The organism is Borreliella yangtzensis, from assembly GCF_014201775.1.
Lineage (GTDB): Bacteria > Spirochaetota > Spirochaetia > Borreliales > Borreliaceae > Borreliella > Borreliella yangtzensis.
Genome location: NZ_JACHFG010000001.1, coordinates 340,831 through 363,756, shown reverse-complemented (window position 1 = coordinate 363,756; position 22,926 = coordinate 340,831). Strand labels below are relative to the sequence as shown.

The 22,926-nt window shown below is 27.1% G+C and carries 22 protein-coding genes and 3 tRNA genes; 16 read left to right on the top strand and 9 right to left on the bottom strand.

Annotation, left to right across the window (positions count from 1 at the left end; translation table 11 throughout):
- Positions 1-174: 174 nt before the first annotated feature.
- Positions 175-1,062 carry a LysM peptidoglycan-binding domain-containing M23 family metallopeptidase gene (locus HNP68_RS01760; RefSeq protein WP_183219778.1) on the bottom strand — a complete coding sequence of 296 codons (888 nt, stop codon included), beginning with the start codon at positions 1,060-1,062 and terminating at the stop codon, positions 175-177.
- A 111-nt stretch (positions 1,063-1,173) separates the two neighbouring features.
- Between HNP68_RS01760 and HNP68_RS01755 the strand changes: the two genes are divergently transcribed.
- Positions 1,174-1,512 carry a nucleoside triphosphate pyrophosphohydrolase family protein gene (locus tag HNP68_RS01755; protein WP_183219776.1) on the top strand — a complete coding sequence of 113 codons (339 nt, stop codon included), beginning with the start codon at positions 1,174-1,176 and terminating at the stop codon, positions 1,510-1,512.
- Between the two features lie 30 nt (positions 1,513-1,542).
- Positions 1,543-2,400 carry an undecaprenyl phosphate translocase family protein gene (locus HNP68_RS01750; RefSeq protein WP_183219774.1) on the top strand — a complete coding sequence of 286 codons (858 nt, stop codon included), beginning with the start codon at positions 1,543-1,545 and terminating at the stop codon, positions 2,398-2,400.
- Between the two features lie 12 nt (positions 2,401-2,412).
- On the opposite strand, the gene HNP68_RS01745 is transcribed toward HNP68_RS01750, so the two are convergent.
- The 3 genes from HNP68_RS01745 to HNP68_RS01735 form a co-directional block, all read right to left on the bottom strand.
- A tRNA-Leu gene (locus HNP68_RS01745) sits at positions 2,413-2,496 on the bottom strand.
- A gap of 67 nt (positions 2,497-2,563) precedes the next feature.
- Positions 2,564-3,223 (bottom strand): hypothetical protein, encoded by a 660-nt coding sequence (locus HNP68_RS01740; protein ID WP_183220001.1) that lies wholly within the window; start codon positions 3,221-3,223, stop codon positions 2,564-2,566.
- Positions 3,224-3,269: 46 nt separating this feature from the next.
- Positions 3,270-3,866: an ATP-dependent Clp protease proteolytic subunit gene (locus tag HNP68_RS01735; RefSeq protein ID WP_183219771.1), complete on the bottom strand. Its 597-nt coding sequence runs from the start codon at positions 3,864-3,866 to the stop codon at positions 3,270-3,272.
- 197 nt (positions 3,867-4,063) lie between these two features.
- On the opposite strand from HNP68_RS01735, the gene HNP68_RS01730 reads away from it, so the two are divergent.
- From HNP68_RS01730 to HNP68_RS01705, 6 genes are all read left to right on the top strand, one after another.
- Positions 4,064-5,131: an NAD(P)/FAD-dependent oxidoreductase gene (locus tag HNP68_RS01730; protein WP_183219769.1), complete on the top strand. Its 1,068-nt coding sequence runs from the start codon at positions 4,064-4,066 to the stop codon at positions 5,129-5,131.
- A 190-nt stretch (positions 5,132-5,321) separates the two neighbouring features.
- Positions 5,322-6,281 (top strand): ribonuclease Z, encoded by a 960-nt coding sequence (locus tag HNP68_RS01725; protein ID WP_183219767.1) that lies wholly within the window; start codon positions 5,322-5,324, stop codon positions 6,279-6,281.
- 8 nt (positions 6,282-6,289) lie between these two features.
- Positions 6,290-7,219: an ABC transporter ATP-binding protein gene (locus HNP68_RS01720; RefSeq protein WP_183219765.1), complete on the top strand. Its 930-nt coding sequence runs from the start codon at positions 6,290-6,292 to the stop codon at positions 7,217-7,219.
- Positions 7,216-7,950 carry an ABC transporter permease gene (locus tag HNP68_RS01715; protein WP_183219764.1) on the top strand — a complete coding sequence of 245 codons (735 nt, stop codon included), beginning with the start codon at positions 7,216-7,218 and terminating at the stop codon, positions 7,948-7,950. The genes HNP68_RS01720 and HNP68_RS01715 overlap by 4 nt, the downstream gene beginning before the upstream one ends.
- A 4-nt stretch (positions 7,951-7,954) precedes the next feature.
- On the top strand, positions 7,955-9,463 hold the full coding sequence (locus HNP68_RS01710; RefSeq protein ID WP_183219762.1) for a GldG family protein: 1,509 nt from the start codon (positions 7,955-7,957) through the stop codon (positions 9,461-9,463).
- A gap of 16 nt (positions 9,464-9,479) precedes the next feature.
- Positions 9,480-10,478, top strand: a complete 999-nt coding sequence (locus tag HNP68_RS01705; protein WP_183219760.1) for a DUF4340 domain-containing protein — start codon at positions 9,480-9,482, stop codon at positions 10,476-10,478.
- A 250-nt stretch (positions 10,479-10,728) separates the two neighbouring features.
- On the opposite strand, the gene HNP68_RS01700 is transcribed toward HNP68_RS01705, so the two are convergent.
- Complete coding sequence (locus HNP68_RS01700) at positions 10,729-11,874, bottom strand: hypothetical protein (RefSeq protein WP_183219758.1); 1,146 nt, start codon at positions 11,872-11,874, stop codon at positions 10,729-10,731.
- A 98-nt stretch (positions 11,875-11,972) separates the two neighbouring features.
- Between HNP68_RS01700 and HNP68_RS01695 the strand changes: the two genes are divergently transcribed.
- From HNP68_RS01695 to HNP68_RS01685, 3 genes are read left to right on the top strand one after another with little or no spacing between them, the layout of a single operon-like run.
- On the top strand, positions 11,973-12,431 hold the full coding sequence (locus HNP68_RS01695) for a septum formation initiator family protein (protein WP_183219756.1): 459 nt from the start codon (positions 11,973-11,975) through the stop codon (positions 12,429-12,431).
- 6 nt (positions 12,432-12,437) lie between these two features.
- Positions 12,438-13,418 (top strand): ABC transporter permease subunit, encoded by a 981-nt coding sequence (locus HNP68_RS01690; RefSeq protein ID WP_183219754.1) that lies wholly within the window; start codon positions 12,438-12,440, stop codon positions 13,416-13,418.
- Positions 13,418-14,278, top strand: a complete 861-nt coding sequence (locus tag HNP68_RS01685) for an ABC transporter permease subunit (RefSeq protein ID WP_183219751.1) — start codon at positions 13,418-13,420, stop codon at positions 14,276-14,278. The genes HNP68_RS01690 and HNP68_RS01685 overlap by 1 nt, the downstream gene beginning before the upstream one ends.
- A gap of 8 nt (positions 14,279-14,286) precedes the next feature.
- Here HNP68_RS01685 and HNP68_RS01680 read toward each other — a convergent pair whose 3' ends face one another.
- Positions 14,287-14,922, bottom strand: coding sequence for an endonuclease III domain-containing protein (locus HNP68_RS01680; RefSeq protein ID WP_183219749.1), 636 nt, complete (start codon positions 14,920-14,922; stop codon positions 14,287-14,289).
- A 103-nt stretch (positions 14,923-15,025) separates the two neighbouring features.
- On the opposite strand from HNP68_RS01680, the gene HNP68_RS01675 reads away from it, so the two are divergent.
- Together HNP68_RS01675 and HNP68_RS01670 are read left to right on the top strand one after the other, a co-directional pair.
- Positions 15,026-15,099: transfer RNA gene (locus HNP68_RS01675), tRNA-Arg, on the top strand.
- A gap of 6 nt (positions 15,100-15,105) precedes the next feature.
- Positions 15,106-15,178, top strand: a tRNA-Pro gene (locus HNP68_RS01670).
- A 73-nt stretch (positions 15,179-15,251) separates the two neighbouring features.
- Here the strand turns inward: HNP68_RS01670 and HNP68_RS01665 are convergent.
- The 3 genes from HNP68_RS01665 to HNP68_RS01655 form a co-directional block, all read right to left on the bottom strand.
- On the bottom strand, positions 15,252-17,336 hold the full coding sequence (locus HNP68_RS01665) for a P83/100 family protein (protein ID WP_183219747.1): 2,085 nt from the start codon (positions 17,334-17,336) through the stop codon (positions 15,252-15,254).
- Positions 17,337-17,440: 104 nt separating this feature from the next.
- Entirely contained in the window at positions 17,441-19,120 is a 1,680-nt protein-coding gene (locus tag HNP68_RS01660) for a PQQ-like beta-propeller repeat protein (protein ID WP_183219744.1), read from the bottom strand.
- 35 nt (positions 19,121-19,155) lie between these two features.
- Complete coding sequence (locus tag HNP68_RS01655; protein ID WP_183219742.1) at positions 19,156-20,787, bottom strand: ABC-F family ATP-binding cassette domain-containing protein; 1,632 nt, start codon at positions 20,785-20,787, stop codon at positions 19,156-19,158.
- A gap of 143 nt (positions 20,788-20,930) precedes the next feature.
- Here HNP68_RS01655 and groES point away from each other — a divergent pair, with 143 nt between their 5' ends.
- From groES to HNP68_RS01640, 3 genes are all read left to right on the top strand, one after another.
- Positions 20,931-21,203 carry a co-chaperone GroES gene (gene groES, locus HNP68_RS01650; protein ID WP_183219740.1) on the top strand — a complete coding sequence of 91 codons (273 nt, stop codon included), beginning with the start codon at positions 20,931-20,933 and terminating at the stop codon, positions 21,201-21,203.
- Positions 21,204-21,521: 318 nt separating this feature from the next.
- Positions 21,522-22,199, top strand: a complete 678-nt coding sequence (mnmC2, locus tag HNP68_RS01645) for a tRNA (5-methylaminomethyl-2-thiouridine)(34)-methyltransferase MnmC2 (protein WP_183219999.1) — start codon at positions 21,522-21,524, stop codon at positions 22,197-22,199.
- Positions 22,200-22,278: 79 nt separating this feature from the next.
- A complete protein-coding gene (locus tag HNP68_RS01640) occupies positions 22,279-22,875 on the top strand; it encodes a hypothetical protein (protein WP_183219738.1) in 597 nt (198 codons plus the stop codon).
- Positions 22,876-22,926 lie beyond the last annotated feature (51 nt).

The window sequence follows — 22,926 nt, the reverse complement described above, 5'->3', positions numbered from 1 at the left end:
TGAAACCAAAAAATTTTTTAATATCAATAATTATATTAAAATGAAACACTTTCTTTAAAAATCCCGAATTAAAAAGTGTAAAAATATTTTTATTAGATAAATAATTATACATTATTATTTATTAATAATCAATATAATTTAGTAATATTATATTTAGCTGTCTGTAATAAATCTTTATTTTAAAAACTTTAAAGGATTAATAGGAATGTTTTTTTTTAATATTTCAAAGTGTAAATGGGGCCCTGTTGAACGCCCCGTTTGCCCCACCCTTCCAAGAAATTCACCCGATTTAACTAAATCCCCTGTCTTTACAGAATATGAACTTAAATGCCCATAAAGAGATTTAATATTATTTTTGTGCCCAACTACAACAAAATTACCATAAAGATCGTTATATCCAACTTCAATAACTATTCCAGAAGAAGAGGAATACACTTCCGTATTCATTGGAGCTGCAAGATCTATTCCCGTATGAAAACTTTTATTGCCAGTAAAAGGATCATTTCTAAATCCAAAATCGGAACTAACAATAAATTTTTTTAAGGGAAAAATAAAATTGGAATTCAAAAAAAAAAGTAACTCTGTGCCTGAAAAAAGTCCAAAATCTGGATTCTTGACAAAATCAAAAAAATAAAACTCATAAACTCTGTCATTCCTTTTAATTTTTACTTTTTCTGCTTTAGTAAGATCTCTTGTTGCTAAAAGCAAATTATTAAACCTATAATCTTTACTATCAAAAACAAAAACTCCTTTTTTACTAGGAATAAGAATCTCTTGTCCAACACTAACAAAAGGAGAATCCAACAAATTAACAGTGGCAATTCCAGACTGCCATCCATTTATTTTATTAGCTATTTTAAAAAAAGTATCTCCTTTTTTAACTTTATATAAGTAAAAAAACAAAGGAATATGTTCTTTTTTATTATATTTTAGAACTTTAATTTTAAGATCAGAAAAAATAGGATCTTTTCTTGAAAAATTTTTTATTTCTGGATAAGAAAAAACACAAATTATTTTTAAAAAAAAGAAAACTGCTTTAAACAACAAAAAAATTTTACTCATACTACAAATTATTTCACGCTTAATTAATCAAAATATAATAAAAAACATAAAAATAATAAATCATGTTTGGACTTGTAAATAATAACAAACTGTAATAAACTGTCTTTCAGCATGGAGTTAAACGAATACCAAGAAAAAGCAAAAAAAACTGCTAAGTACAAAAATAAAAAAGAAGAATTAATTTTAACAACACTTGGTCTTGCTGGTGAAACTGGAGAAGTTGTTGAAAAAATAAAAAAATTAGGAAGAGACAAAAATTACATTATTGATGATAAGTATTTGATGTCAATTAAAAAAGAGCTTGGGGATGTTTTATGGTACTTGTCAACTTTAAGCAACAATTTAGGCATTACACTTGAAGATGTTGCCCTTACAAATCTAAAAAAAATAAAAATGCGACATGAAAATGGAACAATAAATGGTGAGGGTGATGACAGAGAAAACATCTAAATTGAAAATATATAAAGTCTAAAAATAAAAATGCTTAATGTTTATATCAAGGGAATTTTACTTGGAATTGCAAACATAATCCCAGGGGTCTCTGGGGCAACACTGGCCTTAATGCTAAAAATTTACTACAAAATAGTAAACTCTATCTCAGAAATCTTAAAATTTGCAGAAATTAAAAAAAATTTAATGTTTTTAACTATTTTGGCAACAGGAATGTTAACCTCAATATTATTAACTGCAAAAATATTTAAAGCTTATGTCTTTGACAATGGAATAATAGAAGCATTGCTAATAGTATTTTTCATAGGATTAACATTTGGGAATATGTTAACACTAAAACCAAAAATATCTATAAAAAAAATAAATAGTAATACAAACATATTAAAGCATTTGTTGTTTTTTATTGGGATGATCATCATTGTACTTTTCTTAATAATCAAAGAATCTAATATACAATTGCAAAGTACGATCCTTCAAGACAAAAGCTCAATAAAATATTACTTATTATTAATATCCTCTGGAATAATAAGTGGAGCATCAATGATCTTACCGGGAATCTCAGGATCTGCGATGCTTTTACTACTTGGCTTTTATAAAGAAATAATACTCATTATATCCGAATTTAACATTGCTCTTATTACAATCTTTGCGACATCTCTAACAATAGGAATAGTTACATCAATATTAATAATAAAGAAAATGATAGATAATCACTTAAACAATTTTATTTATTTATCAAAAGGCCTAATTTTTGGATCAATTCTACAAATGACATTAATCGTATTAAAATTAAATTTTAAAGCTGACTTTGCATCTTTTACATCTTTAGGAATAGCACTTATGCTAGGAATTCTTACAAACAAAACAATAGCCGAAAAATGCAAGTAAAACCCTTTGAAATACCGAAGACCGGACTTGAACCGGTACGGAGTTTCCTCCTCAGGATTTTAAGTCCTGTGTGTCTACCACTTCCACCACTTCGGCATAGAATAACATAATAAATAATAATATATTATGATGTCAAGTCAAACAAAAAAATAAATCTCAAAACTCAATTGATAACTATTTTTTGGGGAAAATTTTCAATAGAATAATTGTTGTGCAAACAATCTAAAATTGCAAACATAAATGAATGCAAAGAAACTCTAGCAAAAAAATTAGAAAAAACTCTAAAATTAATCTTATTCGCAAACATTGAAATATTGTTTGAATCATTTATTAAACTAAAAAATCCATTTTTGATTAATAAATCAAAAATGACAAATTCAGATTCATCTAAAATAAACATTAATTTATCAATTTGGACTTTTAAATATAAAATTTGCTCACTAATTTGCAAACTAACAGGATATTTAATAAAATCATTGCTTAAATTATAAATAACAATGCCATAATGCTTATCCTTAAATTTAAAATCAACAAGCAATCCTAATTTTAAATTATCATAATTTTGCATTACACTCAAAACTTTAATATTTATTTTGCACTTAGAAAGAATGCTAACAGAAAGTCCTTTCCCTTGATCAATGAAATAAGCATTCTTAAAAGTACCAAATAAAACTCTATTATTGATTAAATCAAGAACATTTTTATTCTCAAGGTTCTTAATAATTATCAAATCAAAACTTTGATCGATAATATTATAAGCAGAATCTAATAATTCTTGAAAAGAATTATCATTTAAATTAAGATCTGCAACTTTAAACTCCAAAACACTAAAATCTATATCTATAAAATTACAGGAAACAAATAAAACACTAAGCGGAAATAAACTCTTCAAGTTGGTACTTTGTTTCAACAACTTCAAATACAAGTCCATACTTTTTTGCAGCGCCACTGTCTAACCAAAAATCTCTATCAGTATCCTTTTCTATTTTAGAAATTTTTTGACCTGTTTCTTTTGAAATAATATTATTAAGTTCTTTTTTAACTTTATTTAACTCATTAGTATAAATCTCAATATCTGTAGCAACTCCTTTAAATCCACTCAAAGGTTGATGCAATAAATACCTCGCGAAAGGCAGCGAAAATCTATTTTCTAATTTTGCAGCCAAAAAAATTAAAGCAGCGGCACTAGCAACAAGTCCTACTCCAACTGTAAAAACTTTAGGCTTAACAAAACGAATCATATTAAAAATAGCAAATCCAGCATCAATATCGCCTCCTTCTGAATCAATATATACAAATATAGGTTTTTTAAAATCTAAAGTCTCTAATAATAATATTTTTTCCTGAAAAAGCCGAGAAACATCCTTAGTAATCTCACCAGCAATTACTATTGATCTACTCTTTAAAACTAATTTCAATGCCTGATCATGCAAAACACTAATATTATCATCTTCTTTACCGGTCATAAAACATCCCTTATACAAAAACATAATGTTACATTATAATTGAAAATAAAAGGTTTTTAAATGATAAGAAAATATAAAAACTAAACAATTGCACTTAATTTTTGAAAAGCAAAAACTAATAAATATTTAATTAAACTTCATTATAATCAAAAAATACTCTAAATTTATAAATAAATAAAATCAAAAAGGGGTTTAAAATGCATTATGAATTTGCAGTTATTGGAGGGGGGATAGCAGGAAGCACTGTTACTTACGAACTTCTTAAAAGAAATAAAAAAGTAATTCTTTTTGACGATGAAGATGCAAAAGCAACAATAGTAGCAGGTGGACTTATTAATCCTATTATGGGTAGAAAAATGAACATTGCGTGGAAAGAATCACATATTTTTGAATTTGCAAAAAAATATTATCAAGAAATTGAAAAAACCATTAAATCTAATTTTTTTATAGAAAAAAATATCTTTAGACCATTTACTACTGAAAATCAAAAAAATAACCTGATTGATAAAATTGAAAATGATAAAAACATGGCAAACTTTATTTTGAAAATAAAAGATGGCAAAATTTATAATTTTTCAAACGACTCTAACGGAGGAATGATAATAAAAGGCGCCAGAATTAATACAAAAATCTATATAGAAAATATTAAAAAATATTTAATCAAAAAAAAATCATACATAAAAAAAAATATCGATGAAAATAAAATTCAACTTGAAGAAAGTTTTTTCAAAATAGAAAATTTTAAATTTGAAAAATTAATATTTGCAAAAGGGTACAAAGAAAAACTTAAAGGATTTTTTTCTTACCTCCCATTTGAGCCTGCAAAAGGCGAAATCATAATATTAGAATGCAAGAAACTAAATTTTAAAGAAGTTTACAATAGACATGTATCTTTAATTCACCTAAAGGGGAATAAATTTTACCTTGGGAGTACTTACGAATGGAATATTTGGAATACACTTACAAATGAATGGGCAAAATTAGAATTATTGAAAAAATTTAAAAAAATAACAAATCTAAAATGTAAAGTCATTAGTCAAAAAGCACACATAAGGCCTTCAACTCTTGACAGAGAACCTTTCTTGGGAGAACACCCAAAGCATAAAAATATCTTCATATTAAATGGTTTTGGGACACGGGGTATATCTATGGCACCATACTTATCCAATTTATTAGTTGACAATATTGAAAAAATTGACAAAATTCCAAATCATTATAATATTAAAAGATATGCAAAATATTACAATAATGTGCAACATTCTTAAAATCAAAATTTTTAAATCAATGCTAACAAGCAATTTCACATCTTAATATTTCTAAATTCATGAAAAAATAATATAATGTTTAAGTTAGGCTAAAATAATTCTTATCCAAAGAGAAACTAAAAGTGAAGCAAAATTTAACAAAACAATTAAAATTAATTAACACTTTCAAAACAAACCGGGAGAATAATCTTTGGGATTCAATATTAACATTATAGGGACTGGAGGAACAAGGCCGCTCCACAATAGATATTTGTCATCCGTATTAATTGAATATAATGGAGACAATTTTTTATTCGATTGTGGAGAAGGAACTCAAATGTCTTTAAGAAAACAAAAAATATCTTGGCAAAAAATAAAAATGATTTGTATTACACACTTACATGCTGATCACATCACAGGACTGCTTGGAATAATAATGCTAATGTCGCAAAGCGGAGAAACAAGAAAAGAGCCATTAATAATTGCTGGACCTGTTGGAATAAAAAACTATGCAAAAGCTAATATAGAAATGCTTAAAATATATAAAAACTATGAAATAATTTATAAAGAAATAATCATAGATAAAACTGAAAAAATAATATATGAAGATAAAACAAAAAAAATTGAATACACGGAGCTAAAACATTCAATAGAGTGTGTTGGATATTTATTTATAGAAAAAGATAAGCCTGGGAAATTCAATACAAAAAAAGCAGAAGAGTTAAATATTCCTAAAGGGCCTATTAGAAAAACCCTACAAGATGGAAAAGAAATACTAATAAACGGAAAAATTATAAAACCATCAGAAATACTTGGAAAATCTAAAAAAGGATTAAAAGTTGCGTACATTACAGATACTGGTTATTTTAAAGAGCTAATACATAAAATCAAAAATTTTAACCTTGTAATAATTGAGAGTACATTTAAAAATGAGCTTAAAAAAGAAGCAGATAAAAAACTGCACTTAACAGCGGGTGGCGCTGCAAATATTGCAAAGCAAGCAAAAGTTTTACAAACAGGACTTATTCATTTTAGTGAAAGATATACATTAAGAAGAGATCTTGAAAACTTACTAAAGGAGGCAAAATTGGAATATCCAGATGGAGAAATTTTTTTAACAAAAGATGGAATGAGGCTTGAAGCAAGCAAAAATAACTTTATTATTAAATAGGAGGGTATATGATAAATGTAGAAAAAGTTAGCAAAACGTATGGTTCATTTACAGCGCTATTTAATGTTAGCTTTAAGGTTGAAGAAGGCGAAGTGCTTGGCATACTTGGCCCAAACGGAGCCGGAAAATCCACATTAATCAAAATCTTGACATCATTTCATTATCCAAGCAAAGGTAATGTAAAAATTTTTAAAAAAGACATTGTAGAGCATTCAAAAGAGATACTACAACAAGTAGGATATGTTCCTGAAAAATTAGCTCTTTACCCAGAACTTTCTGTTAAAGAATATTTAAAGTTTATATCAGAAATAAAAGGCGTCAAAAAATTAAAAAAAGAAATTGACAAGGCAATAAGCATATTCAAATTAAAAGAAGTTGAAGACAAGCTGATTTCTCAACTTTCAAAAGGATTTAAACAAAGAGTAGGAATAGCAGGTGCTTTAATAAACAATCCTAAACTTGTAATACTCGATGAGCCAACAAATGGCCTTGATCCAAATCAAATAATTGAATTTAAAGAATTCTTAAGAGAACTTGCAAAAGAAAGTACAATATTATTCTCTTCACACATACTAAGCGAAGTAGAATCTATTTGTAACAGAATAATTATTGTAAACAACGGAGTAATTGTTGCTGATGACACAAAAGAAAATATTATTAAAAATAAATTTAAGGAAATTGAAATAGAATTAATAGTTTCAAAAAACTCCGGAAATGAAAAAAATTTTTTCAATAACAAAAATGATATTTTTACATTAATACAACTTGAAGAACACGAGAAAGACTTAAACATTTCATTAAAACTATCTCAAGGAAAAACAGAAGAAGATCTTTTTAGCTACATAGTAAAAAATAACATAATTTTAAAAGCAATGATCCCAAAACATGAAAGCCTTGAAAAGATATTTAGCAAATTAACCAAGGAGAGAAAAAAATGAAAATAGATTTAAAGCAATCTTTATCGCTTTCTAAAAAAGAACTAAAAATATTATTTGGAACTCCAACTGCATACGTTGTGATGCTATTTTTTTTAATATTCATAAACTTTTCATTTATCTTTTTATCAGGATTTTTTATTAAAGATAATGCTTCTCTTACTTCTTATTTTTCTTCAATGCCTATTATTTTGATGCTAGTGCTGCCAGCACTTAGCATGGGAGTATTCTCAGAAGAACACAAAACAGGGAGTATTGAACTTCTTTACGCTCTACCAATAAGTCCTCAAGAAATAGTCTTGGGTAAATTTATTACTCTTAAAATTTTCACACTAATACTATTCGCACTTACTTTACCTCTTACAATAATGACAATTTTCATGGGCGAATTTGATCTTGGAATAATATTACTTCAATATGTAGGGATAATTCTTTATTCTCTCTCGGTTCTAAGCATGGGAACATTTATTTCGTCTATTACAAAAAGTCAAATAGTCTCTTACATTTTAACCGTATTTACACTGATATTAATACTATTTTCTGGAAAATTAGTTATGATCTTTGGAAAAGAAAATATAATAGGAGAAATGCTTAATTTTATTTCAATAACTAATCACTTTAGCTACTTTAATATGGGCATACTAAACTTATCAGACTTTATTTATTTTATTACATTCACAATCACATTTTTAATACTAACCACACACAGCATAGCGCTAAAAAAATGGAGATAAAATTATGAAAAATAAAGAAAATGAGGTTTTAAACCTAACTTTAAATCTTACAATAATCTTTTTGATTTTTTGCAATATATCTATTTTCATTTTTAAAATAGACTTTACAAAGCACAAAGCTTTTACAATATCTAAAGTTACAAAAAATTTGTTTTCAAGTGCAAATGAAACAATATATATAACATATTATAATTCAGGAAGCCTTGAAAACTATTTTGCCTTTCCAAATCAAATAAAAAATTTTTTAATAAGTTTTTCTGATGCTTCAAAAGGAAAAGTGATTTATAAAGAACTTGATGCCGATAAAATTTCAACACCCTTAGAGCACATCGGCATTCCTTCTCAGCAAATCGACTTAAGAGATATTAATCAACTTTCAATACTCAAAATATATTCAGGAATTGAAATTATTTACGAAGGAAAAAGAGAAGTAATACCGATCGTAACAGAAATTAGTAATTTAGAATATGACCTTGCAAATGGGCTTGACAAGCTAATAAACAATACAAAAAAAGTTTTAGGACTTGCCTTTGGGGACAGCACTTTAAAAGAAGCCCACAAAAACTTTTCCGAAATAATGCAAAAAGCATTTGGTATTGAAATAAAAGAAATAGATTTAAAAACTGAAAAATTAGAAGACATGAGAAAAGAAATAAATGGATTATTCATTATTGGTGCTAAAGAAATTGATAAAGAGATTGTAGAAAAAATTGACGATTTTATTGTTAACGATGGAAAAATATTTGTTGCAACAAGTGCAATTGACTACAACCCTCAAAATCCATATGGCATAACTCCTATTAAATCTAAACTATTTGATCTATTTGAAAGTTATGGTATAAAATACCACGATAATATTATTCTTGATAAAAGAGCGCCCACGATCTTTTTAGGTGGCAATTTCCAAACTTACTATCCATGGATCTTAATAGACAAAAGCAATATTATCAAAAAAGACATACCATTACTAAAAAATTTTTATACTGCTACAATTCCCTGGAGTAGCTCATTAGAACTTGTCAAAAAAGATGAAGAAGAAGTAAAATTTTTACCTCTATTTGCAAGTTCTAAACAATCATGGCAAGTTAAAGAACCTAACCTTTCAAACGTATCTTTGAATGCATTTGAAGTCCCAAATAAATTTGATGAAAATAAGCTCAAAATATTAGGATATGCAATTGAAGGAAAAATTAAAAGTCTCTATAAAGAACAATATTCCAAAAATTCTAAAATAATCTTAACAGGATCAAGCATGATATTTAGTGATTATATGTACAACGGTTCTCCATCAAACTTTGAACTATCTGGGAGAATTTCGGATTATTTAATGCAAAAGGAAGAATTTTTTAATATTAAGTCCAGAGAAGTACGAGCTAAATTAAAATTTCCAAGCTCCTCAAACGAAATGGTCAATGCAAAGTTTTCATTAATAATTGTTAATTTAATTATTCTTCCAATAATAATATTAATATTTGGACTTGCTAGATTTACTAGAAAAAGAAAAGCAAATTAAGGATAAAGGGGTGTTTATGATAAAATCAAAACTATTCTCAATCAATAAAGAAAAAATAAAAATCTTGATAATAATAGTGCTGACATCTACATTTTTATTAGGAATAATTTTTTCAAATGAAAATAAAGTAGCAAGAATTCTGGAAGAAAAATTTTTCGATTTTGACTTAAATTTAATTTCTAAAATTGAAACAGAACTTGAAGGGACACTAACAAAACTTGGTAAAGATTGGATGTTGACATATAACAAGCAAAATATTCCTGTTGACAATAAAAAAGTTAATTCCCTAATCAAAGCATTAAACGAACTTCAAAAAAACAAACTTGTAAGCAGAGATCAAAAAAAACATAAAGAACTAGGCATTGGAGAAAATCCAAGCTTTAAATTATTTGACAATAATAACAAACTGTTAACAGAAATTTTTGTTGGAAAATCCGGAGAAGGTGATTCAAGATTGGCATACATCAAAGGTAGTGACGCAAACGTTTACTTAACAAAAAATATTTTCCTATCATATAAGGGTAATTCTTATAATACATTTTCAGATACTACGTTATTTCAAGAAAAAAACACAAAATTAGAAAATTTATCATTGAAAATAATAAGAAAATTAAACAAAGATAATGAAAATAATATAAATAATAACTATGAGGTTACCACTAAAGATGGCCTTTATTTTTTAAATAACCAAAAAATGCCAAAGGAGAGACCTTTAAATATTATTGCTGAATTTAGAGCTGATGGACTTGAAATTGATAAATCAAAAATAGATGACTATAAACTTCAATACAAAATTGAAGTTAAATGGAGCAATAAAAGCGTTAACAATATTGAAGTTTACCTTAATAAAAACGAAGAAAATGACAAAGACATATTAATCAAAAAAGATAAAGATGAATATTACTACACGACTAGCAAATGGACTTTTTTTGATGTATTTAACTTAGAAAAAAAATTAATAGAAAAAGATAATATTTCTAGCAATGATAATCAAGTAGATCACCATGAACATTAAAAAAATACAGATTAATCTTGATGTGTATTGTAAATAAAAAGCAAAACATATAAAAACAAATGTAACAAAATTAAACATGACGAAGGCAACATTTTATCAAAAGATAAGGTGTTGCTTCACTTTACTCAAGTTATCTATTTAAATTGAAAATTATCTAGTTCAAATAAAAAAATCGTCTACTCAGCTATCAAAAATTAACTTAAAATTCTTATAAGAGAAAAATAAAATAGAATTTAAACGAATAGATTCTTTAATTTTTAGTAAGCAAAAATTTAACTTTTTTTAAAACTTCATACTCTTGTTTAACTTTAAAAATATTTCTATTAGGATTTAACTCAAGCTCACTTTCTATCCTATCAATGAAATTTATTAACACGGCTTTTTCATCGCTATTTAGCGCAACATTGCTTAAAGACTCTTCGACATTAAATTTGCTCACAACCTTTTCAACATCATTAAAATTAAACTGAGAAAAAGAAGGATCCTCAGTTATATTTTGGGAACTGGGCTTTTCACAATTAGAAATACCATTGCTTTGTCCTTGATCTGCTTTATTTCCCAAATTATCATTCAAATTTTTTTCTTCATCATTAGATAAAGCGCCTTCGGTAATTTGAGAATCTAAGTCCTCTTTTAAAATATTTTCAAAATCATCAAATTCTTTAAACTCAAGACGTTCATCAGAATCCTCAGGAATTGTATCATCACTGCCCCCCCCATGCTTGACATTTCCATCTTCATCAATTAAATCTAAATGTTGTTTGTTATCTACAAAACTATCTAATTTTTCATTATGATCGTTACTATTATTTAACTCTATATTTTCTACAGAAACATTATCATTAACAACATCAATACTTTCTTTTTTAATAAAATTATTAGAAAAATTATCAGTCACATGTAAACTGCTGGTCAAATTTAAATCTTTATCTGTTTTATCTGTATTTAGTTTAACGTCGTGTTGAACATCTTCGCTTTCTTTTGGAACATAATTGATGCCTTCAAGCAGTGCATCTAATTCTTCTTGACCAATATAAATATTAGGCAAATTGTCTTCTTTTTTAGAAAATGAATCGTCAATATCAGATGGTTTTTTTTCAAAATCTTTCGAATCGGAAGTAATAAAATCTCTTTGAGCAAGCTTAAGCCCACCATCAAGCATTTCTTTCTCAACCCTCTCAACACGAAGCTCAACATCCTTTAAGCAATTAATCAACTCACCATGTCTTTCTTTTAATATGTTATCAAGCTTTAACAGTTTTTCATCTAAAAAATTTTTAAGATTATCTGAGGAAGTAGAAACAATATCAACAGACTCATTTCTTAAAAATACTTTTTCCATATCAAAATCAACTTCCTTGGGACCTTCTTTGATAAAAAAAATACTCTTCTTCACGCCAACTTTGCTCTCCAAAACTATTCAATATAACTACAATCTAAATCAACTTTAACTACTTGTAAATATAGTATATTAAGAATATAATTACAAGTTGTATGACTATTTATAAAAAAATTGCAATGTCTTTTTACTCGGGAATACTAAGCTACTTCATAATGGCGCCCATATTTGGAGAAAGAGGATTTGTTAATTATCAAAAATTGGACAATAACTTAAAATTAATAAAAAATCACATCGAAAAGCTAAAAGAAATCCAAAAAAATTTAAAAGCAAGATATATTAACTTGCAAGTATCTAAATCCGAAATTTTAAAAGAAGCCAACAAATTGGGCTACTATCCAAAAAACTCAACAGTAATAAAAACCAATAATAATAAAGCTCAATATAAGCAGGGTAAAATATTAACCCTGCATAAACCATTTACTAAAAATCAAAATTTTTACCTCATATCAATAGCAATAGGTTTAATTTATTATTTTTTATCAAGTTGTATTATTCAAACCAAAAAAATCACAAAAAGCAATAAACTTGCTTCCAATAACTCTAAGGATTAATCTTTATTGAAAATATTTATTTTAAAAAATATAATATATTTATTAATCAATTTAATTTGTGCATCATTTTTTTGCGTATCATTAGTAAATTTTTTTTCAGATGAATACCAATATACCCCTTTTGTTAAAACAAATATCCTAAAAAAATACTTACAATACATTGGAATATACAAAAGTATAGAAAGATATACACTAATACACAACTTTAACTCTAAATCAAAATTAAAAAAAAATTGCTTTTTAAAGCATGTAGCCGGCAATTCATATATAATATACGAAACAAAAAATGTAGGAATACTGTGGGGCGATTATCGATATTCTCTATTGAGTAAAGGAACACCAACCACTAAAATAATCTTTCAAAAATTATTCAATACTTTAAAAATCTCAATTCCAGGCGCCCTACTCTCTTATATTGCAGCAATAGCCCTTATTGTAATTTGGAAAATTTACATAAAAAACAACCTAATAAACAATTTTCTAGAATATTTAATGCTGTTACTCCACTCAATGCCCAGAAATTTAACAGTATTTTTAATACTGTCCTTAATATATTACTTTAACTTAAATCCAAAAAATTTAATAATAGGCGGATTTGCATGGTTTTTTTCATTTTTCATATTTAATTCTGTAATTTTCAAACAATCTCTTGAAAAAACTTTATCAGAATTTTACATAAACGCTGCAAAATCAAGAGGAATAAATAAATTACAAATAATCTTAAAACATGCATTAATTCCATCAATAACGCCATTACTCACAAACATGAGACCTATTATCACAACTGCTTTGTTTGGAGCATCAATGATTGAATCAATGTTTGAAATTGATGGAATTGGAGCCTTATATTTAAATGCTTTAAAATTCAACGATTATGCTATTTCTACAGATTTAATTTTTATTGGGGTTTTCATTATACTTATTCCCAATATAATAACAGATATATTAATTTACAAAATCAACCCATATAAGGACACGCTAAATTAATGAAACCAAGCACAATAACAAAAAAAATTTATATCGCACTCTTTAGTATATTTACTGTGTTGTTAATAATCACTCCAGCGCTCATTAATGAAAATTCAAAAATTGCAATCTACAAAAAAGATCCAAATAAAGTCTACTTAAAATCTACCAAAAACATGCCTATGCCACCCACAAAAGACAATCCACTAGGAATCGATAAAAAAGGTAGAGATATTATGGCAAGACTAGTAATTGCAACTAGAAATTCTATTCTACTTTCACTAAGCTACGCAACAATTTCTGCAGTAATTGGAATCTTCATTGGAACAATAATTGGCATGTTTAGTTTTGAAATTTGCATGCTAATTTCAAAACTAATCGAAGCATTACAAACACTACCTTTTTTTTATGTTGTGTCTCTAATCTTTTACTACTTTTTAAAACAAAAAACTTACAATATGCTTCAAACAGCAGCACTATTGGCATTGATTCATGGATGGATTAGATTTGCTTTTATTGCAAGAAACAATACATTAATAATAAAAAATTTAGATTATGTTAAAGCTAGCGAATCTATAGGAGCAAGCAAAATTAGAATAATATTGCGTCACATTTTTCCAGAAGTATTCTCATCAATATCATCCATAATCCCATTACAAATGGCAAGAAGTCTTACTACTTTTGAAGTAGTAAGCTTTTTACAAAAACAAGACAAAAGTCTATATCCCAGTCTAGGAGAACTGCTAAACTATATGGAAATGGGTAATAAATATCTATGGATATGGATTAATCCTCTACTCATATTAATAGGTATAAACATAATACTGGCAATAATAAATTTAAAGCTGAGAAAAAAAATGAAACATTTAATATCATCTTAACTAACAAATTAACAAACTCTTGGAGCAAATTTTTCCAAAAAACAATTAACACAACTTACATTTCTAGAAGTGCAAATTTCTCTTCCGTGCTTATTGATAGCCATAGAAAATCTATACTGCTTACAAGGTTCTATTCTTCTTTTTAGATCCAGTTCGATCTTAATAGGAGAATTTTCCAAAGAAAGAGCATGCCTTGTAACAACTCTACTAAAATGGGTATCTACAATAATTGCAGGTTTATTGTAAATAGTTCCGAGAATAACATTTGCTGTCTTTCGACCTACTCCGGGTAGTTTAACAAGATCTAAAATATTATTTGGAATAACACCATTAAATTTTTCCAAAATATCAATAGAACAATTTACAATATTTTTAGCTTTCATTGAATAAAAACCGGTCTTATAAATTAATTTTTCAACATCTCTTACATTTGCTCTTGCTAAACTTTCAAAATTTCTATATCTTTCAAAAAGATATGGAGAAATTTTATTTACCAAATTATCTGTTGTTCTTGCACTTAAAATTACCATTATTAAAAGTTCATAATTATTTTTATAATTTAAAAAAGGCTTAACCTCAGGGTATCTAAACAAAGTTTCATTAACAATCAAATCAAGATTAATCATAAAAAAATTATAAAACATTATAAACACAAAACAAAAATAAAAAATATACACAACAAAGGTGTTTAGACTTTATTGACAAGGATTTTGCAAAATGATATACTCATCATTAGCATTTCAAAATGCACCAATAGCTCAATTGGATAGAGCAACAGACTTCTAATCTGTAGGTTTTAGGTTCAAGTCCTAATTGGTGCGCTTCTTCGGGATGTGGCCTAGTGGCTAAGGCACCTGCTTTGGGAGCAGGGGATCGTGAGTTCGAATCCCACCATCCCGAGAATATTTAAAAAAAGCTAAAAACAAAGTTTTTAGCTTTTTAATATTGATACAATTTTAATCAAACTACGAAATTATTCAGATTTTTTTAAAGTATTTAAATCTAAAGTAATTAGTCTTTTAAACTCATCTTGCAAATACACAAAATTTTCTCTCACAGAAAAACTAGTAAAAGGCAAAACTTTATTCTCCGAAAGAACAAATTCATCTAAATTTTTAGGAGAAAATTTAGCCAATCTCCAAACATTATCACTGTCTTTAACAACTACTAAAATCATTTTAGAGTCAACATAAAGAGATGAATTCTTATTAATCTCAAAATTAGACTCTGATATCACTTTTAAATTCTCAAGTTTATTAAGTATTTGAAGCTTAGCTTTTCCCGAATCCATTTTAATAACAACCAAATCTTTTTCACGCTCATAAATCCCATAACGATGAATGCCTTGCTGAGTACTTTCTTTAAGTCTAACACCAGTATTTAAATCAATCAGCTGGAGCGTGCCTAAATTTGTAATCGGATCAATAACCTCTAAAAATATGGGATTACTGGAATCCATAGGTATAGCAGTTAAATCTTCTTTTTCATTTAAAGAATCGGGGTGACTTTTAGCTTGAGGCTTAGCTTTTTGCAAATTAATATCTTTGTTATCTACACCGCCCTCTTTTGAATCAAAATCATTGTAAGAAGGCTTATCTATAGAGGACGATTCATCAACCTCATTGTTGTTAAATTTAGAAATTTTATCTACTTTCTCAACTTCAAAAACAGGTTGTAATGTTTTTTCACTATCTAATCTTTTATTCTCAGATAGTTTTTGATCTTCCGGCATAATTCGGTCTTCATCATTATTCAAATCGCCCAAACTTGCTTGAGATTTCTCTTTAATTATTTCTTCTTCCTTCCCCTTTTCTTTACTAGAAGATTTAGAATTTAACCCTCTATTAGAATCTATTGCTTTATGATCTTCACTTTTTAAAAGTTTTTCATCATTTTTTTTAATTTCAATTTGCTTTTCAATTTCTTTTTTTTGATTTTCATCACTAGCTTCTTTAAGCTGCTCTTGTAAATCTTCTAAACTCTCTTTTATCTGTAGCTGCTTATCAACTTTAGGAGAACTTATATCACCAGGTTTTGGCAAATTCTTTTCCTTATTAACCTCGTTAATATCCTCTTGAAGCTTTTCTCTAACAGTATCTCTTTGAATATCTAAATTATCTTCAGCAAAATCTAATTTTTGTTGAGCTTTCTCAAGATTAATTACCTTTTCATCTAACTCTTCTTTCTGTTTCTTCTTAGCATCTACCTGACTTTCAATTTCTTTTCTATGTTCTTCGTCTGTAGCCTTTTCAAGCTGGTCTCTTAAATTTTCAATAGTTTCTGTTATATTGGAATCACTTTCATTAAAATTATCTAATTCAACATCAATTTTATCTTGATCTACTTTATGAGTTTCACCTTGAATGTCTGTAATATCTCTTGCGAAGTGAACACCTCCTTCATTTTCATTTAAAAGAACTGCCACCACCTTATCTGTAACCATAATGTCAATATCAATATCAGACTCAACATTCCCAGATAAAATATTCTTTTTAAGAGGAATAAATATTTGTGTCTTACCAGCCCATTGACTATATACCCTAGAAAGTCCCGCATTTTCTTTAGTTAAAGACTTCAAAGCAGACTCAATATAAAACCCTTTATAATAATCCAAATCTCCTCTATAAACAGCATTATATATTGTAATAACCTTAGCAATCAATTCCGCACTAGATCTTTCATAATCGAAAGCCTTTATTAAATACCCTACAAGAATTTTTCTTAAATTAAATATGCTGTCAAGCTCTGACCTACTGCCAATAGAAAAAACATCAACACTTGCTTTTTTATCTTGATCGTCAATAAATCTATTAATAAAATATTTACCATAATAACTTGAGTTGCTATTGGAATTGATCAATGGTTTTGCTAAAAATTCCCCAATACCTACTATTTGTTCATACGTATTTGAAAAATCATAAGGACCTTTATAATTTACAAACTCAAGATCCATATTTACAAAGTCCTTTAATTTCTCCTTATCAACTTCCCTTGCATTAAGAGGAAATCCATTCAAAAAAACAAGAAAAAAACTAAAGATTAGTAACATTTTTTTCATAAAAGAAATTCTCCTATAAATTTAATTATAATCTACCTTACCAACTAAATTCACTAATTTACCCTAATTTTAACATAATCAGATTTATATACAAAACAGATAATTCAATCTTGAATGCTTGAAATAATTTCATTAATGTGCTTATTAATATTTTCAGAAAAATTTTGCCGTCTCATAAACATTAATAAATTTATATACTTATTCTTACAAAGTTTTAGAAGTTTGTCTGTTGAATTTAAAATTATATTTCTCAAATTTAAAATCACAGAATAAGCTATTTCCAAATTGCCTTGGTAATTTAACACTATATGCTGTATATAATTATATATAATACAGTCTTGGCCATAATAACTTTCAAATTTGGTAATAGTTTGCACTATAGTAATTATATTATTAATATCTCTTTCTCTAATTGCAAAATTAATAAAACTCTTAATTGAAGCTTCATCATTAACACATAAAAAATATCTATAAAGCTTGCCCCTTGAAACAATCCGATTGGGTCCCTTTTCTGGCAAAAGCCAAACATCAAAAGCTTTTTTATATAAATTTAAATATTTTTTGGGGAAATTTCCATGTTTAGTTGCAAGAAAATCCAAAATCCCTAAAAATTTATCATAAGCAGCATCACTATAGCTAGAATTAAGAATTTCATCAAGAAGCAAATAATTTTTATCATAATCTACAAAACCTTTCTCTTTTAAATCTATTCTACCTTGATTGTATTTATTACCTCTAAAATGGTTCCACACACTAACATCAAGATTTTTGTCATATTCGTAATAATAAGTACTAAGAACCCAATCACCTCCCCCTAAAACAATAATACCTGAATTAGCACTAAGTCCTGACAAATCCTTAAGATTAGCATCTACAAAAGATACATTAAAATTTTCTCCAAAAGACAAAATTCCATCTGATTTGGTTGAAACTAAAAGATTTCTATTATTATAAAGAACAGCTTTTTCAACCTCAAAGTTCATTCTTTTTTTGAATTTAAGCTTAAAGTTTCTATTCAAATCAAAAAACATACCAACACTTGAAATTGCGACATATTCACCATTAAACTTTTCAAACAAAAAATTAATAGGAAAGTTTAATTTAATAGAGCCAACAACTTCCCCAAAATCTCTCTCATAAGAAACAATATGTCCTGATTTATGTCCAACAACTACTTCCTTTTTTGTATTTATCATTAACAAAAAAGGAAAAGCAACAAGCCTGGAAAACCATTTCTTATTACCCGAAGAATCAAACAAAAATATTTCATCATTTTCACTTGCAATGCAAAAATCACCATTATCAAAAACTACAGGAGAAGTAACAGGCCTACTGCCTATATTGACCTCAAATATTTTTTTTCCACTATTTAAATCAATAGAAACAACCCTTTCATTAACAAGAGGAATTAAAATGCTAACATTCCCCATAGCAGGAGCACTCAAAGGTGAAAAATCAAGCTTATACTTCCAAACAAGTTTTCCTCTCTTAATCTTTTGAACCTCATTTCTAACTGTAATAACATAATACCCATTATCAAAATCTTTCAAAAGAAAAGGATATGGAATTCTATTCAATCTATAAGAATATTTCTTTTCAAATGACATTGTATAGGTTATCAACCATCTATCTTTTGTTAAAACTGTAATAGTATCACGTTTTTCGTCAATAATTGGATTGCCTGCAACTTTACCAGTCAATGCTTTTTGAAAATATAAATTGATACTAGAATAAAGCCTTAAAAAAGAAGCTGAAAACACAAATATAAAAAGTATACCCCTCAAAACAAAAAACCTTTTGAGTTTTTTAAAAAATGCTATTAAAGCCTAAAACTAGCATTATCACCGTAAAGGTTATTTCTCAAATCCTTAATCTTAGTATCATCAATATACTCAGAAAAAGTCATATAGCGATCAATTATTCCATTGGGAGTAAACTCAATAATTCTATTGGCAACAGTATCTATAAATTGATGATCATGTGATGTAAAAAGAATAACTCCTTTAAACTCTTTAAGCCCAGCATTTAAAGATGTAATTGCTTCAAGATCTAAGTGGTTTGTAGGTTGATCTAAAATTAAAACATTTGCTCCGCTAAGCATAGCCTTAGCAAGCATACATCTTACTTTTTCTCCTCCTGAAAGGACATTTACCTTCTTTAAAGCTTCGTCCTGGCTGAAAAGCATTCGACCTAAAAATCCCCTAATATAAGTTTCATCTTGTTCTTTTGAATACTGACGCAACCAATCAACTAAGTTTAAATCTAAATCAAAATATTTCCCATTATCTTTATTAAAATATGAAAAATTAACAGTAGAACCCCATTCATAATGACCTTTATAATTTTTATCTTCGTTTGTTATAATATCAAATAAAAAAGTTGCAAACATGGGATTCCCCAAAAAAACAACCTTTTGCTGGGGCTCAATAATACTGCTAAATTTATTTAAAATTAAATTCCCTTCAAACTCTTTTGTCAAATTTTTAATTGTAAGAACATTTTTACCAAGTTCTCTCTCACTTTTGAAATTAACATAAGGGAACTTCCTTGAAGAAGGCTTTAAATCTTCAACCTTTATCTTTTCAATCAACTTTTTCCTTGATGTTGCTTGTCTAGACTTAGAAGCATTACTGGAAAATCTTTGAATAAATGTCTTAAGCTCGGCAATTTTATCCTCAGATCGCTTTTTAGCATCTTTTAGTTGCTTGTTTAAAATTTGACTTGTTTCATACCAAAAATCATAATTCCCAACATACACTTGAATCTTCCCATAATCAATATCAACAATATGTGTACAAACTTGATTTAAAAAATGTCTATCATGAGATACAACAATAACTGTATTTTCAAAATTAATTAAAAATTCTTCTAACCATCTAACAGATTGTAGATCAAGGTTATTAGTAGGCTCATCAAGAAGCAATATATCAGGCTCACCAAAAAGAGCTTGCGCCAAAAGAACTCTGACCTTTAAAGCCCCTTCAATATCGCTCATTAAATTATTATGAATTGACTCATCTATTCCAAGACCCTTAAGAAGAACTGCTGCATCAGATTCAGCCTCGTAGCCTCCAAGCTCTGAAAATTCTGCTTCAAGCTCCCCAGCTCTAATTCCGTCCTCATCACTAAAATCAAGTTTATTATAAATTTCATCTTTTTCTTTTTGAACAGAATAAAGTCTTTTGTGACCCATAATAACAGTATCGATAACCTTATAATCATCATAAGCAAATTGATCTTGCTCAAGAGCCGCTACTCTTTGATTTTTAGGAATAAATATTTCACCCTTAGTAGATTCAATCATTCCACCTAGCACTTTTAAAAAAGTACTTTTGCCTGCCCCATTAGCACCAATTATTCCATAACAATTTCCAGAAGAAAATTTAATATTTACATCTTTAAATAGAACTCTCTCCCCAAATGAAACTTCCAAATTATTTACAGTTATCAAACCATTACCCTGCCTAAAATTGATATTCTAATAACAAAATTATCTTGAAAATTAATTTAATTTTCAAGCACTATATAAATATATTGACTCAACTCTCAATTTTTTCGTATATTTAATATTATTAACATAAGGAGATGTTTGAAATGAAAAATATTAAGCCTTTAGCTGATAGAGTTTTAATAAAAATTAAAGAAGCTGAGAGTAAAACAATCTCAGGACTTTACATACCAGAAAATGCAAAAGAAAAAACAAATATTGGAACAGTTGTAGCCATTGGCTCTAACAAAGAAGAGATCACTGTAAAAGTTGGCGACACTGTACTTTACGAAAAGTATGCAGGAGCTGCTGTAAAAATCGAGAATAAAGAGCATTTAATACTAAAAGCAAAAGAAATAGTTGCAATAATAGAAGATTAAAGCTAAGTTTAGCTACTTAGCTTTAATCTTTATAAAAGATTTTTTATAAGATTATTGAAAAATAAGGTTTTAGTTTTAGTATGCATAAAAAGGTAGTCGTAGCTTAAAGAAAAAGTAGAAATGGTAAAAAGTTTCATATTTCTAAAGGAAGAATTACTAAAATTTACAAATATTTATAAGTCAAAAACTTTTATTAAAACTTACAATCTTAAACAAGAATTAAAATTTATTATAAAAACTTATTATTCTGATCAATCAAATTAAAAATTTCAAGCTTACAGAATTCTGTAAGCTTGAAAAATGAAATTAAATGAAAAAATGAAAAATCTAATTTTTAAAGAAAGCACCATATATTCAAGCAAATTCGATGACATCTATTACAATCCAAAGTATGGAATTGAAGAGAGTTTTTATACATTTATTAAAGGTTGCAATCTGGACTTAGAATTAAAAACAAAAAAAAATCTTCTAATAGCGGAGTTGGGATTTGGAACAGGATTAAATTTTATATGTCTTTTAAAATTCATAAAAGAAAACAACATAACCTCAAAAATTAATTACTATTCTATAGAAAAATTTCCACTAAAAAAAACCACAATAATGCAAATTTCAAAGTTCTTCGTTAAAGAAAATGATTATTTCAAATTAATGCTAAAACATTATCCTAAAATTCCAAAAAAAAATTTAAAACTAAAAATAACAGAAAATATTAATTTAAAAATTTTAATTGGAAACGCCAAAATAAAAATTAAAGAAATTCCAAAAAATGTAGAATACTGGTTTTTAGATGGATTTAATCCTAAAAAAAATCCTGAAATGTGGAACAATGAAATATTTAATTTAATTTCTGAGAAAAGCAGTCCAAAATGTAAGCTTTCAACATTTTCCTCTGCAAAAATTGTAAAAGATGGCTTAAAACTTGCTAATTTCAAATACATTCATATAGAAAAAGGATTTGGAAATAAAAGACATATGATAAAGGCTCAAAAAAATTAAAAATGCCTTTAATATAAGTCGTTTAAAAACCAATTCCAACAAATATGATATACTATCAAATAGAGAAAGGAGAATGTTAATGTCAATAAAAATATTTATTATAACCTTAATCTTTTTAATATCCAATAATTATATTTTTGCAAAAGACACAATTAAAGATCTGTTCTTTATAAAAGATATATTAATAAAAAAAGAAAAATACTCTGAGGTTCTAAATAATGCAAGCCTTGAAGGCATTATTGAAATTGAACATAACGGATCATACATTAAAGATCACGATTCAGAGGTTAAACTTATCCTAAAAGAAAACGGATATAGAAGAAATTTTGATTTTTTTAATCTTTTAAATACTAGCAATATAATCAAAAGTTTAAATTTATTTGATAGCAGGCCAAAAAGTATTAAAGAAAATGAAATAATATTATTAAGCACAAAAATGATTAAAGAAAATCCTAATAAACGATACCAAGACGATGATGATTTTGAATTAAAATTGAGCGTAACCCGAAAAAGTAATCAAATTTATTTAATTCTTGATTTTGAGTTTATCTTTGATCAAAGAAAAACATTCCCATCAATTTACATTAAAGAAGAAGATGTACCAACGATAATAAGCAGCTTCATGAAACTACAAGATTCAAATTTTTTATCTCCTCAAACATTACGTAACAATTAAGAACTCAAAATGCTATTTTTAATAGCGATCACACCTTTTGCCGAAAAGCTA